This window comes from Pseudomonas sp. V98_8 (genome assembly GCF_029967975.1).
GTDB classification, from domain to species: domain Bacteria; phylum Pseudomonadota; class Gammaproteobacteria; order Pseudomonadales; family Pseudomonadaceae; genus Aquipseudomonas; species Aquipseudomonas umsongensis.
In genome coordinates this window covers 19,942-32,561 of sequence record NZ_JASCAE010000062.1, presented here as the reverse complement: position 1 = coordinate 32,561, position 12,620 = coordinate 19,942, and the positions used below count along the sequence as shown (strand labels likewise).

The 12,620-nt window shown below is 63.8% G+C and carries 11 protein-coding genes; 9 read left to right on the top strand and 2 right to left on the bottom strand.

Annotated elements, in window-relative coordinates:
* Positions 1 to 77 precede the first annotated feature (77 nt).
* From QLG10_RS20860 to QLG10_RS20845, 4 genes are read left to right on the top strand one after another with little or no spacing between them, the layout of a single operon-like run.
* The gene (locus QLG10_RS20860) at positions 78 to 860 is read left to right on the top strand and encodes an ABC transporter permease (RefSeq protein WP_282487948.1); all 783 of its coding nucleotides are present in this window, start codon (positions 78 to 80) and stop codon (positions 858 to 860) included.
* The gene (locus tag QLG10_RS20855; RefSeq protein WP_110753323.1) at positions 860 to 1,708 is read left to right on the top strand and encodes an ABC transporter ATP-binding protein; all 849 of its coding nucleotides are present in this window, start codon (positions 860 to 862) and stop codon (positions 1,706 to 1,708) included. The genes QLG10_RS20860 and QLG10_RS20855 overlap by 1 nt, the downstream gene beginning before the upstream one ends.
* The gene (locus QLG10_RS20850; RefSeq protein WP_282487947.1) at positions 1,705 to 2,667 is read left to right on the top strand and encodes a HEAT repeat domain-containing protein; all 963 of its coding nucleotides are present in this window, start codon (positions 1,705 to 1,707) and stop codon (positions 2,665 to 2,667) included. The genes QLG10_RS20855 and QLG10_RS20850 overlap by 4 nt, the downstream gene beginning before the upstream one ends.
* Positions 2,664 to 2,948 carry a gamma-butyrobetaine hydroxylase-like domain-containing protein gene (locus QLG10_RS20845; RefSeq protein WP_282487946.1) on the top strand — a complete coding sequence of 95 codons (285 nt, stop codon included), beginning with the start codon at positions 2,664 to 2,666 and terminating at the stop codon, positions 2,946 to 2,948. The genes QLG10_RS20850 and QLG10_RS20845 overlap by 4 nt, the downstream gene beginning before the upstream one ends.
* Positions 2,949 to 3,058: 110 nt before the next feature.
* Here QLG10_RS20845 and QLG10_RS20840 read toward each other — a convergent pair whose 3' ends face one another.
* On the bottom strand, positions 3,059 to 3,796 hold the full coding sequence (locus QLG10_RS20840) for a TorF family putative porin (protein ID WP_110753313.1): 738 nt from the start codon (positions 3,794 to 3,796) through the stop codon (positions 3,059 to 3,061).
* A gap of 105 nt (positions 3,797 to 3,901) precedes the next feature.
* Complete coding sequence (locus QLG10_RS20835) at positions 3,902 to 5,644, bottom strand: amidohydrolase (protein WP_110753312.1); 1,743 nt, start codon at positions 5,642 to 5,644, stop codon at positions 3,902 to 3,904.
* A 103-nt stretch (positions 5,645 to 5,747) separates the two neighbouring features.
* Here QLG10_RS20835 and QLG10_RS20830 point away from each other — a divergent pair, with 103 nt between their 5' ends.
* From QLG10_RS20830 to QLG10_RS20810, 5 genes are all read left to right on the top strand, one after another.
* Positions 5,748 to 6,659 carry a LysR family transcriptional regulator gene (locus QLG10_RS20830; protein ID WP_282487945.1) on the top strand — a complete coding sequence of 304 codons (912 nt, stop codon included), beginning with the start codon at positions 5,748 to 5,750 and terminating at the stop codon, positions 6,657 to 6,659.
* Positions 6,660 to 6,795: 136 nt separating this feature from the next.
* Positions 6,796 to 7,413, top strand: coding sequence for a transcriptional repressor LexA (lexA, locus tag QLG10_RS20825; RefSeq protein WP_020795462.1), 618 nt, complete (start codon positions 6,796 to 6,798; stop codon positions 7,411 to 7,413).
* Positions 7,413 to 8,030: a translesion DNA synthesis-associated protein ImuA gene (imuA, locus tag QLG10_RS20820; RefSeq protein ID WP_282487944.1), complete on the top strand. Its 618-nt coding sequence runs from the start codon at positions 7,413 to 7,415 to the stop codon at positions 8,028 to 8,030. The genes lexA and imuA overlap by 1 nt, the downstream gene beginning before the upstream one ends.
* 7 nt (positions 8,031 to 8,037) lie before the next feature.
* Positions 8,038 to 9,453 (top strand): DNA polymerase Y family protein, encoded by a 1,416-nt coding sequence (locus QLG10_RS20815; protein ID WP_110753310.1) that lies wholly within the window; start codon positions 8,038 to 8,040, stop codon positions 9,451 to 9,453.
* Positions 9,429 to 12,527 carry an error-prone DNA polymerase gene (locus QLG10_RS20810; protein ID WP_282487943.1) on the top strand — a complete coding sequence of 1,033 codons (3,099 nt, stop codon included), beginning with the start codon at positions 9,429 to 9,431 and terminating at the stop codon, positions 12,525 to 12,527. Before QLG10_RS20815 ends, QLG10_RS20810 begins: the two co-directional genes overlap by 25 nt.
* The last annotated feature ends 93 nt before the right edge of the window (positions 12,528 to 12,620 follow it).

Sequence of the window (12,620 nt, the reverse complement as noted above, 5' to 3'; positions counted from 1 at the left end):
TACCAACCGAAAACAAGTTGAGGGCTTCACCTCAACCATAGAATCTCCCACAGTGATGTTGGTTGAGAGGAATTATTGTGTACGGATCATTTAACCGATGGCTCCCCCGAGCCGCCTCGCTGTTGCTCTGCCTGCTGTTCTGGCAACTCGCCGCCCGCCACCACTGGAACCTCGGCCTGGTGACCTTCGCCAACGTCCCGACACCCCTTGCCGTGATTGAAGCGGCACTGGGCCTCGGTGACTCCGGCAAACTCGCCCGACACCTTGGCAGCAGCCTCAGCCGGGTCTTCGCCGGTTACCTCGCGGCATTGGTGATCGGCGTCGCCCTGGGCCTGGCCATCGGTCGCTCGAAATGGGCCGAAGACTTGTTGCTGCCACCGCTGGAAGTGCTGCGCCCAATTCCCGCCGTGGCCTGGATTCCCCTGGCGATCCTGATGTTCCCCTCGTCCGAGCTGTCGATGGTCTTCATCACCTTTACCGGCGCCCTGTTCCCGATCCTGCTCAATACCGTGCACGGTGTCGAAGGCGTCGATCCACGGCTGATCGCTTCGGCGAAAAGCCTCGGGGCAGGGCGACGGGCGATGCTGCTGGAAGTGATTCTGCCGGGGGCCGCACCGAGCGTCATCACCGGCCTTTCCATCGGCATGGGCACGTCGTGGTTTTGCCTGGTGACCGCCGAGATGATCTCCGGCCAATACGGCATCGGCTATTACACCTGGGAGTCCTACACCATTCAGAACTACCCCGACATTGTGGTCGGCATGTTGCTGATCGGCGTACTCGGGATGGGCAGCAGCCTGCTGATCAAACGCCTGGGCGGTGTATTCACGCCCTGGCATCGACCACGAGGAAAAGCCTGATGAGTGTTTTTCTACAGCCCGAAGGGCGGATCGATATCCGCGGTTTGTCGATCAGCCTGGGCGAGGGCAGCGCGGCCTTCGAAGCCGTGCAGGGCCTCGATTGCCTGATCGAACCGGGGCAGTTCGTGTGCATCCTCGGGCCGTCCGGTTGTGGCAAGTCGACCTTGCTCGGCGCCCTGGCCGGTCATCTGCAACCGCGCGATGGCAGCCTCAAGGTTGATGGCGCGCCGGTGTCCGGCCCGTCGCCTCAACGCGGCATGGTGTTTCAGCAGCACACACTGTTCCCTTGGCGCACGGTGCGCGACAACATTGCGTTCGGCCTGAAAATGCGCGGCATCGGTAAAGCCGAACGGGACAAGGCCGCCGATGAAATCCTCGCCCTGGTCGGCCTTGAAGGCTTCGCCGAGCGCTGGCCGGATCAGTTGTCCGGTGGCATGCAACAACGGGTGGAGATCGCCCGGGTGCTGGTCAATCGCCCACGTTTGTTGCTGATGGACGAGCCCTTTGGCGCTCTCGATGCCCTGACCCGCTTGAACATGCAGGAACTGCTGCTGGACATCTGGACGCGGATTCGCACCACCGTAGTGTTCGTCACCCATGACATCGACGAGGCGCTGTTCCTCGCCGACCGCCTGCTGGTGATGAGCACGCGTCCCGGTCGGATCATCGAAGACCTGCGCCTGGATTTCCCCCGGCCACGCACCACCGAACTGGTGACCAGCCACGAGTTCTCCCGCTTGAAGCGTCACTGCCTTGAATTACTGCGTCACGAAGACGGTCGGCAATTACCACGCCTTAACCCTCTCGGACTTCCTCCAGAAAACAAACTGCCGCGATTTGCCCTATGACCTCACTCTTCGATGTAACCGATAACGATGACATTCTCGCCCTGCAACCACGCCTGACCGACGACGATGCCGGCGTGCGCCGCATCGCCCTGATCGAACTGGCCGACCTGGAAGAGCCGGACGGCCTGCTGTGGCTGGTCAACCGATTGTCCGCAGACCCGGCCGAAGACGTTCGTGCCGAAGCCGCGCGGTTGCTCGAAGCCTGGGAGGACGAGCCTGTGGTCGAAGCGCTGTGCCAGGCCCTGACCGATCCATCGGCTGCGGTGCAAGCCGCTGCGGCGCAAAGCCTCAGCCTGCTCAAGAGCGAAGCGGCGGGTGAGGTGATCCTGCCGTGGACCGGGCATGCCGACATCGGCGTGCGCATTGCTGCGTTCAGGGCCTTGCGTGAATTGCGCTACCCGCAAGCGGCCCCGGCGGCGCTGGTTGCGTTGAGCGATCAGGAGGCCAATGTCCGCCGTGAAGCCGTCGGCGTGCTGGGTTGGCTCAAACAGCTCGACGCCTTGCCGGCCCTGGCTCGACTGGCCAGTGCCGATCCGGACACCGAAGTGCGCCGCGCCGCGACCGGCGCACTCGGCCTGGCGTCTGACGAGCAGGTGCTGCCGGCCCTGCGTCAAGCCTTGCAGGACCAGGCCTGGCAAGTGCGCGAGGAAGCCGCCACCACCCTGGGCAAGGTCGGCCACATCGACGCCGGCCCTGCCTTGGTCCAAGCCCTGAGCGACGATTACTGGCAAGTGCGCCTGCGCGCCACCCGCAGTCTCGGCCGCTTGCGTTACGCCCAGGCACTGGACGCGCTGATCGAAACCCTCGGCCACCGCATCAGCAACCTGCGCAAGGAAGCCGCCCTGGCCCTCGGTGAGTTGAACGAGAAAGGCGCCATCGCCCCATTGCTGGCCGCGCAGGACGACGGTGATCCGGAAGTGCGCAAAGCGGTGCGCATTGCCCTGAGTCAGCTGCAATGAACCCGCTGTCCATCGGCAACTCCCGCAGCAGGCAGCAGCTGCGACTGAACTGGCCGAATGGCCGCGAGCAGTGGCTGGACCATGCCGAGTTGCGCCGCCAGTGCCCGTGTTCGCAATGCCGGGCGTTTCGCTTGCGCGGGATGACGCCGCTGGTTGACGACCGCGTTCGGTTGGTCGAGGTGAATTCGCAGGGGTATGGGTTGCAACTGGTGTTCAGTGATGGGCATGAACGCGGAATATATCCGTGGGCCTATCTCGAAGGATTAACTCCGAGCCTGTAGGAGCGAGCATGCTCGCGATGGTCGTTAACGTTAACGCGTGGTTTCTGGTTAAACGCGGCGTTCTTGAGTCCATCGCGAGCATGCTCGCTCCTACAGGGGAGCCAGTGCAGTCAGAAGGACTTGCTGACGCTCGCCACTACCGTCGCGCTACACACATCGTCGAAGCCCCAATTGCTCAGGCACTGGCTTTTCGACAGGTCGGTGTCGATGTAGCTCAGGCCCAGCATCATGCCCGCCAGTTCATGGGTCAGCTTGATCTCCCACTCACGGTAGGAGTCTTCAGCCTCACCCGAGCGTGAGTACAGTTGCGGGTCCTTGAAGTCCATGTCGCCGTAACGCAGCTTGAGGCCAACGCCGTAGGGCAGCTCGGTTTCGTAACCGACATAGCTGTAGAGCGAGTTCTGCTCGCTATCGATACCCGGCGCATCGGCGGAGTAATAGGCACCGAGTTTCACCCCGTAGACGCTGAGAATGCCGTAGGCCTCGCTCTGGTTGAACTGGCTCTCTTTCGGGTAGGAATATTTGAGGTAGCCCAGGTCGAGGCTGACGTCATCGGTGGCCTGCCACAACCAACCGGCATAGTAGTCGACCTCCTGCCGGGTTTTCAGGCCGCCGCCAAAGTCGACGTTGGAGGTCCATGCGCCCAGGTACAGGCCGCTGCTGTGGGCCAGGGTTGCGCCGGCTTGCAGTGTCGGGTCGTTCTGAGTCTGCGAGATGCCGCGGGTTCGATAGTCGCTGGCCAGGGTCACGTCCAGCAACAAGGCGAAATCATCATTCAAGGGGATGGCTTGGCTGCTCAAAGGCAGCAGGCTCAAGGAGCCGAGGGCGAACAGGGTGAAAGCTTTCATGGTACGTCCCGCTATTGTGATTGTTATGGGCAGAAATCGGACAAGGCTGAGCCGTGCCTCGTGTTGAAAACACGAGGTCGGAGAGGTGTGTGACTGAGGTTTCTATTAGAGGGTTGGCGCGTAGACCTGACGTCCGGCGAACCAGGTCTGCAGCACCTGGGTGTCGTGCAGGGCTTTTTCGTCGACGCTGAACACATCACGGTCGACGACGATGAAGTCGGCCTGTTTACCGGCGCTCAGCGAGCCGATCTGTTTGTCCAGGCCAAGGGTGCGCGCGGCATTGAGCGTGTAGGCGTAGAACATGGCTTCGCGGTCGATGCGTTCATCGGCGTTGAGCACCCCCAGCGGACCCACCCGCGTCATGGCCTGGGCCATGGCGTTCCACGGGTTGGGCGAAGACACTGGCCAGTCGCTGGCCCCGGCGATGGTCGCGCCCTGTTTGAGCAAAGAATGCGCCGGGTATTGGTAACGGAACGCCAGGGCGCTGACGTAAGGCTTGATCATGTCCGTGGTGTAATCGTCGGCGCTGGCCCAGAGCAGTTGCATCGAGGCGATGACGTCGAGCGGTTTGAAGCGGGCGAATTCTTTCGGATTGACGATCTGCAGGTGCGTGATGGAGTGGGTCACGCCGCTCTGTCGGTCCTTGCGCGCCTGGGCGATGCCGTTCAGCGATTCGCGTACGGCGCGGTCGCCGATGGCATGAATGTGCACCAGCCAGCCGCGCTGATCGATCGCGCTGACCAGCTCGCCGAAATGCTTCGGATCGATCAACAATTCGCCCGGTTTGTGCGAGTTGGTGTACGGATCGATCATCGCGGCGCTCTGGGCCGGGTACTCGATCACGCCGTCAGCGAAGATCTTGATACCGGGCAGCGTCAGGTTGGGAATGCCCTGGAACTGCTGGCGGACCTTGTCCAGAGTATCGAGATCGGCGGGAACGCTCTTGCCGTTGGCTACCAACAGCGCCGCTACATGAGCGGTCATACCGCCGCTTTCGGACAGGGCCTTGTACACCGGCAGCACACCGACGGTTTTTTCCGTGGGCTTGAGGGCGAATATCGGTTCGCCGGGCGCGGCGTTGGCGGCCGGGTCCATCCAGGCGGTGATGCCCAGGCTGTTGTTGTAGCTCACGGCGGTTTGCGCCGCCTTGAGCATGTCAGTGGCACTTGGCGCCGGCATTTTCGAAGCGACCCGGTCCCAACCAGCGTCCACCAGGAAGCCGTTGGGGTTGCCGTCGGCGAGTTTGCCGATGGTGTCTTTCTCGGCGTCCGGCAGGTTTTTCAGCAACGCCGCATCGACGCCAGCGCGCTTGAGCATGACGTTGTTGGCCCACGCCGTATGGTGGTCGCTGCCGGTGAACACCACGGCTGTGTCGGCCCATTCGCCGCTGTTGAACTGCTTGCCCAAGGCTTCGGCCTGCGCCCAATAAGCCGAACTCATGCCGGCCACGCTCAGGACATCGCCATGCCTGGCCTTACCGTCGTCACGCCAGGCTCGCAGGCGCTTTTCCAGCTCATCGAGGTCGACCACCTCGTCTTCCATGTTGGCCGAAACCTTCTCCAATCCACCGAAAATCCCGTGGGAGTGGCTGTCGATCAGGCCTGGCATCAGGGTCTTGCCGTCCAGGTCGACGACCTTGGTTTGCGCATCGATCAGGGCCTTGATCTGCGTATCGCTGCCCACTTGCAGCACCTTTCCGTCCTTTACGGCCAGGGCCTGGACCTTGGGCTGGTTGCGGTCGGCAGTGAAGATCTTGCCGTTGAACAGCACCAGGTCAGTCGCGGCCATGGCTTCCAACGAGGCAAAACTGACTGCCACCAGCAACAGATTCGGGATGAATCTTTTCATTGAATGTTTCCTTGTTATTGCGTCTGATGGCCACATTAGTGGCTCGCCGTGCTCGGCAGAACGCCTCGCTCACGAAAAACGCTTTTGCCTGAATGGAAAAAGAATGGACAAACTGGGTGCACTGAAAATGTTCGTGGTCACGGCGCAACTGGGCAGCTTCAGTCGCGCCGCCGAGCAATTGGGCAAGACCCCGTCGGCCCTGACCAAAGCGGTCAATCACCTGGAAGCGGAACTCGGCGCGCGATTGTTCGAGCGCAGTACCCGGCGGATCTTGCTCACGGAATCCGGGCGGCTGTACCTGGAAACCGCGCGCCAGGTCTTGCAGCGCCTGGACGAGGCCGGCGAGGAAATCGAGCAGTTGCAGCACGGTTTGCGCGGCAGTCTGAAAATCACCGCGCCGCTGGCCTATGGGCAGGCCTTTCTCGATCAGGTGTGTGGCGGTTTTCTCGAGCAATACCCGCAGATCAACCTGCAAGTGGACCTGTGTGACGAGTTCGTCAATCTGCTGGAAAGCGGCTACGACCTGGCCTTGCGTGAAGGGCATGACGACTTGCCGGGGTTGATTGCCCGCGTCGTTGGCAGCAATCGCCTGGCGCTGTGCGGCAGTCCGGAGTATCTGGCGCGCAAGGGGCTGGCGGTCACCCCCCAGACCCTCGATGAGCACGAATGGTTGCTGTACCGCCATCCTTTGCTCAGCCGCGAATTCTGGTGGGCCGAGCGCGACGGCCAGCGCCTGAGCTTGCCGCAACCCCAGGCACCCCGCCTGCGCAGCGACAACTACGACTTGTTGCTGGCCAATGCCCTGGCCGGGCGCGGGTTGCTGCATACGCCGTTGTGGAGCGCGGCACCTTACATTGCCGATGGGCGACTGGTGCGGGTGATGGCCGACTACGACATCGATCCGGACAGCTTCGGTCCGCACATCCTGGCGGTGTACCCCAGCCATCGGCGGGCCACGGCCAAGGTGCTGGCGTTCATCGATTACATCACGGCGTTTCTGGCGGCCCCTCTGTAGGAGCGAGCATGCTCGCGATGAACCTGTGAGCGCCGCGGGGTGTCAGGCTTCCCGCGTTATCGTTGACGACCATCGCGAGCATGCTCGCTCCTACAGAGGGGCAGGTACTTGCCAGGAAATTGCGGAAAGAGTACAAATGTACTCCATGACGACATTAACTCCCCGCCGCACCGCCATCCTGACTTTTATCCGTGATCGAATCGCGGAGCATGGTCAGTCCCCGAGCCTCGCTGAAATCAGCGAGGCGTTCGGCTTCGCCTCCCGCAGCGTGGCGCGCAAGCATGTGCTGGCGCTGACCGAGGCCGGTTTTATCGAGGTCAATCCACATCAGGCCCGGGGCATTCGCTTGCTCGGCCAGCCGCCGCGTCCCGAGCTGCTGGACATCCCGGTGCTCGGCCGGGTGGCGGCCGGTGCGCCGATCGGTGCCGATGCCGAGGTCCATAGCCGCTTGTTGCTCGACCCATCGATTTTCTCGCGGGTGCCGGACTACATGCTGCGGGTGCGCGGCGACTCGATGATCGAGGACGGCATTCTCGACGGCGACCTGGTGGGCGTGCACCGCAGCCCCGAGGCCATCAATGGCCAGATCGTCGTGGCGCGGCTCGACGGTGAAGTCACCATCAAGCGCTTCGAGCGGGTCGGCGACCAGGTTCGCCTGTTGCCGCGCAACCCGGCCTATCAACCGATCATCGTCGAGGCCGACCGGGACCTGGCCATCGAAGGGGTGTTCTGCGGCCTGGTGAGGCAAGGCTGATGGGTGCCGTCGTTGCGCTGGATACGCTGTTCAATGGCGGCCAGGTCTGGATGGGCCGGCCTGCGCCGCCGGCTGCCAGCCCGCAACCCACCGGCCATGCCGCGCTGGATGCGGCACTGCCCACGGGCGGCTGGCCGGAGGCGGCGCTGACGGAAATCCTCCTGGCCGGGCAGGGCGTGGGCGAGTTGCAACTGGTGTGGCCAGCACTGGCGCGGCTATCGGCGGCGGGCGAGCGCATTGTGCTGGTGGCGCCGCCCTGCGTGCCATACCCCCAGGCCTGGCAGAACGCCGGGGTCGATCTGCGCCAGTTGTCGATCATCCAGGCCAGCGAGCGCGATGCGTTGTGGGCGGCGGAACAATGCCTGCGTTCGGGCAGTTGTGGTGCGGTGCTGTGCTGGCCGCACAAGGCCGATGACCGCGCCTTGCGCCGCTTGCAGGTGGCGGCGGAAACCGGCTCGACCCTGGCGTTCGCCTATCGCTCGCTCAGCGAAGCGATCAACCCTTCGCCAGCGGCCCTGCGCATCGCCATCGATGCCAAGCCCGCGCAATTACGGGTGCTCAAGTGCCGCGGCGGATTAGCCCGCTCGGCGCCGATTGCCTTCGCCGTGGGGCATTGAGGTTGCCATGCGCTGGGTCTGTATTCTGTTTCCGCAATTGGCGCTGGACGCGGTACTGCGTCAGCGCGCCGACCCCCAGGAGCCGCTGGCACTGCTGACCGGCCCGGCCCAGCGGCGGGTGCTGCAGGCGGTCAATGGCCCGGCGCGGGCGCTGGGTCTGCGCCCCGGCCAGTCCATGAGCGCCGCCCAGGCCTTGAGCAAGGGCTTTGCCACCGCCGAGTACGACGTCGCCGATATCGAACACTGGCAGCAATTCCTGGCCGCCTGGGCTTATCGCTTCAGCTCCCAGGTCAGCGTGCATTATCCGCGGGCGCTGGTGTTCGAAATCGAGTCCAGCCTGGGACTGTTCGGCCCCTGGCCGAAATTCGAGGCGCGCCTGCGCAGCGAACTCGGCGAACTGGGGTTTCGTCACCGCATCGTCGCGGCGCCCAATCCGGTGGCGGCGCGGATGCTGGCCAACGCCTACGACGGCCTGGTGGTGGCCGACGAGCAAGCCTTGCAGCATCACCTGGGGCACATGCCCATCGACCGCATCGGTCTGGCGGCCAGCGTGGCCACGGCGTTGTCGCGCATGGGCCTGCGCACCTTGAGCCAGATGCAGGCGTTGCCCCGGCACAGCCTGGCCCGGCGTTTCGAGGCCCAGGTGCTCAAGCACCTGGATGAATTGCTGGGCATACGACGCCTGGCGCTGGCGTTCTACCTGCCGCCGGACCGTTTCGATGTACGCATCGAGCTCAATTTCGATGTGCAGTCCCATCAGGCCTTGCTGTTTCCGTTGCGTCGCCTGACGGGGGATCTGTCGACGTTCCTGTGCGGTCGGGACAGCGGTGTGCAGCGTTTCGACCTGCACCTGGAGCACGCCGGATTGCCGGACACGCTGATCAAGGTCGGCCTGCTCAGTGCCGAACGCGATCCGGCGATGCTGTTCGAACTGGCGCGAGGGCGCCTGGAGCAAGTCCAGGTCGAGGCCCCTGTGCGCGGTTTTCGCCTGCGCGCCGAAGACTTGCCGAGCTTCGTTCCGCAGTTTCAGGAGCTGTTCGACGATCGCCCGCAGCAGACCTTGCCCTGGGAGCAACTGCGCGAACGCCTGCGCGCACGGCTGGGGGATGATGCCGTGCAGGGCCTGCGCTTCCAGGCCGATCACCGGCCCGAGTGCGCGTGGCAGGCCAGTGCCGACAGCCAGCCCGGTGCGCGATTGCCGACCGTGCAGCGACCGGGCTGGCTGCTGACCGAACCGCTGGCGGTGCACGAAGGCTCGACGCGCATCCTCATGGGGCCGGAACGCATCGAGTCCGGTTGGTGGGACGGCGATGACGTGCGCCGTGATTACTACTTGATCGAAACCCGTGCCGGCCAGCAGGGTTGGGCCTATCGTGCGGTGGGCGAGGGTGGTCCGTTGTGGCTGCAGGGCTGGTTCGCGTGAACGCCGGATATGCCGAGCTGCACTGCCTGTCGAACTTCAGTTTCCAGCGCGGTGCTTCCAGTGCCCTGGAATTGTTCCAGCGGGCGAAAAAACAGGGCTACCAGGCCCTGGCGATCACCGACGAGTGCACCCTGGCGGGTATCGTTCGCGCCTGGCAAGCGGCGAAGTCCGTGGAGCTGCCACTGATTATCGGCAGTGAAGTACGCATTGAGAACGGCCCGAAGCTGGTGTTGCTGGTGGAAAACCTCGAGGGTTACCAGACCCTGTGCCGACTGATCACACGAGCTCGACGTCGTACGCAAAAAGGTCAGTATCAAGTGCTGCGCGAAGACTTCGACGAAGCATTGCCAGGGCTGTTGGCGCTGTGGGTGCCGGACGCGGTCGATGACCTTGAGCAGGGCCATTGGTTGAAGCAGGTCTTCGCCGAGCGCCTGTGGCTGGCGGTCCAGCTGCATCGCGGCCAGGACGATACCCGGCGACTGAATGATCTCCTGGCGCTGGCCGGGGAACTGCGGATACCCGCGGTGGCCAGCGGCGATGTGCACATGCATGCGCGCGGGCGCCGGGCCCTGCAGGACACCATGACCGCGATCCGTCATCACCTGCCGGTAGCCGATGCCGGGTTGCGCTTGCACCCCAACGGCGAACGGCACCTGCGCGGCCTCGATGTGCTGCGCGAGCTCTATCCGCCAGCCTTGCTCGACGAAACCCTGGACATTGCCCGGCGCTGCACCTTTGATCTGGGGCAGTTGCGTTATCAGTATCCGCGCGAGCTGGTGCCCGATGGGCACAGCGCAGCCTCCTGGCTCCGGGAACTGACCGAGCGGGGCATTCGCCAGCGCTGGCCCCAGGGTGCGAGCGAGAAGGTTCGCGGGCTGATCGACAAGGAGCTGGGGCTGATTGCCGAGCTGGGCTACGAGAGTTATTTCCTCACTGTCCAGGACATCGTCGCCTTCGCCCGGCGCGAGAAAATCCTCTGTCAGGGCCGAGGCTCGGCGGCCAACTCGGCGGTGTGTTTCGCCTTGGGCATTACCGAGATCGACCCCGACCGGATGAACATGCTGTTCGAGCGCTTTCTTTCCAAAGAGCGCGACGAACCACCGGACATTGATGTGGACTTCGAGCACGAGCGCCGCGAAGAAGTCTTGCAGTACGTGTTCCAGCGTTATGGGCGGACCCGCGCGGCATTGACCGCCGTGGTCAGCACCTATCACGCGGCGGGCGCGGTGCGCGATGTGGCCAAGGCGTTGGGGTTGCCGCCGGACCAGATCAATGCCCTGGCCGATTGCTGTGGTCACTGGAGTGATGAAACACCGCCCGTGGAGCGCCTGCGCGAAGGTGGTTTCGACCCCGAGAGCCCGGTGTTGCGCCGGGTATTGAGCTTGACCGGGCAACTGATCGGTTTCCCCCGGCACCTGTCCCAGCACCCCGGTGGCTTCGTGATTTCCGAGCATCCCCTGGACACCCTGGTGCCGGTGGAAAACGCGGCCATGGCCGAGCGCACCATCATCCAGTGGGACAAGGACGATCTGGACGCGGTCGGCCTGCTCAAGGTGGATATCCTTGCATTAGGCATGCTCAGCGCGATTCGTCGTTGTCTCGATTTGCTGCGTCGTCATCGCAACCTGGACTTGAGCCTGGCGACGATCCCCTCCGAAGACCCGTTGACCTACGACATGATTGGCCGCGCCGACACCGTCGGCGTGTTCCAGATCGAGTCCCGGGCACAGATGTCGATGCTGCCCAGGCTCAAGCCCCGCGAGTTCTATGACCTGGTGATCGAGGTGGCCATCGTTCGTCCCGGTCCTATCCAGGGCGGCATGGTGCACCCGTACCTGCGGCGGCGGAACAAGGAAGAGCTCGAAAGCTATCCCTCCGAAGAGTTGCGCGAGGTGTTGAAGCGCACCCTGGGCGTGCCGCTGTTCCAGGAGCAGGTCATGCAGATCGCCATCGTCGCCGCCGACTACAGCCCCGGCGAAGCCGATCAGTTGCGCCGGTCCATGGCGGCCTGGAAACGCCATGGCGGACTGGAACCGCATAGGGATCGCCTGGCCGCCGGGATGAAGAAAAAAGGCTACACCGCCGATTTCGCCGCGCAGATCTTCGAACAGATCAAAGGCTTTGGCAGCTACGGTTTTCCCGAATCCCATGCCGCCAGTTTTGCCTTGTTGACCTACGCCAGTTGCTGGTTGAAATGCCACGAACCGGCGGCCTTCGCCTGTGCCCTGATCAACAGCTGGCCCATGGGTTTCTACAGCCCGGACCAGATCCTGCAGGACGCGCGCCGTCACCATTTGCAGATTCGTCCGGTGGACGTGCGGGCCAGCGACTGGGATTGCAGCCTCGAACCGATTGCCGGTGCGCAACCGGCGATTCGCATGGGCTTGCGCATGATCAAGGGCTTTCGCCAGGACGATGCCCGGCGCATCGAGGCGGCGCGTTCTAAAGGCGCCTTTGTCGACATCGCTGACCTTGGCGAACGGGCATGCCTGGATGCCCGCGCCCAGGAACAACTGGCCGATGCCGGTGCCTTGCGCGGGCTGGCCGGTGATCGGCATCGAGCGCGCTGGGAAGTGGCGGGGGTGCAAAAGCAGCTCGGCCTGTTTGCCCGCCTGCCCCGTCAGGAGGAAGGCGCGGTGGCGCTGCCCAAACCCACGGTCGGCGAGGACCTGTTGGCCGATTACAACAGCCTCGGCACCACCCTCGGGCCGCATCCGCTGGCCTTGTTGCGGGGTGAGTTGAAAGCCCGTCGCTGCCGCAGTTCGAAAGAGTTGCTGGAGGTGGAGCACGGGCGACCGGTCAGCGTCGCCGGGCTGGTAACCGGCCGACAACGCCCGAGCACCGCCAGTGGCGTGACCTTTGTCACCCTGGAAGACGAGTTCGGCAACGTCAACGTGGTGGTCTGGCGCGACCTGGCCGAGCGCCAGCGCCAGGTGCTGGTGGGCTCGCAGTTGCTCAAGGTCGATGGGCGCTGGGAGAAGGAGGGAGAGGTGCGGCATTTGATTGCCGGGCGCTTGAGCGACTTGAGTCCACTGCTCGACGGCATCAGCGTGCGCAGCCGGGATTTCCGCTGACCTGTGGTAATGGGCTCTTGTGGTGATGGGATTTTTGTGGCGAGGGGATTTATCCCCGCTCGGCGGCGAAGCCGTCGTAAAACCAGTGAATGC

Bases quoted from the DNA above. Each gene is read 5' to 3' on its own strand.
- QLG10_RS20840 (WP_110753313.1), bottom strand. From the start codon at position 3,796: ATGAAAGCTTTCACCCTGTTCGCCCTCGGCTCCTTGAGCCTGCTGCCT.
- QLG10_RS20835 (WP_110753312.1), bottom strand. From the start codon at position 5,644: ATGAAAAGATTCATCCCGAATCTGTTGCTGGTGGCAGTCAGTTTTGCC.
- QLG10_RS20815 (WP_110753310.1), top strand. From the start codon at position 8,038: ATGCGCTGGGTCTGTATTCTGTTTCCGCAATTGGCGCTGGACGCGGTA.
- QLG10_RS20830 (WP_282487945.1), top strand. From the start codon at position 5,748: ATGGACAAACTGGGTGCACTGAAAATGTTCGTGGTCACGGCGCAACTG.
- QLG10_RS20855 (WP_110753323.1), top strand. From the start codon at position 860: ATGAGTGTTTTTCTACAGCCCGAAGGGCGGATCGATATCCGCGGTTTG.
- QLG10_RS20845 (WP_282487946.1), top strand. From the start codon at position 2,664: ATGAACCCGCTGTCCATCGGCAACTCCCGCAGCAGGCAGCAGCTGCGA.
- lexA (WP_020795462.1), top strand. From the start codon at position 6,796: ATGTACTCCATGACGACATTAACTCCCCGCCGCACCGCCATCCTGACT.
- QLG10_RS20850 (WP_282487947.1), top strand. From the start codon at position 1,705: ATGACCTCACTCTTCGATGTAACCGATAACGATGACATTCTCGCCCTG.
- imuA (WP_282487944.1), top strand. From the start codon at position 7,413: ATGGGTGCCGTCGTTGCGCTGGATACGCTGTTCAATGGCGGCCAGGTC.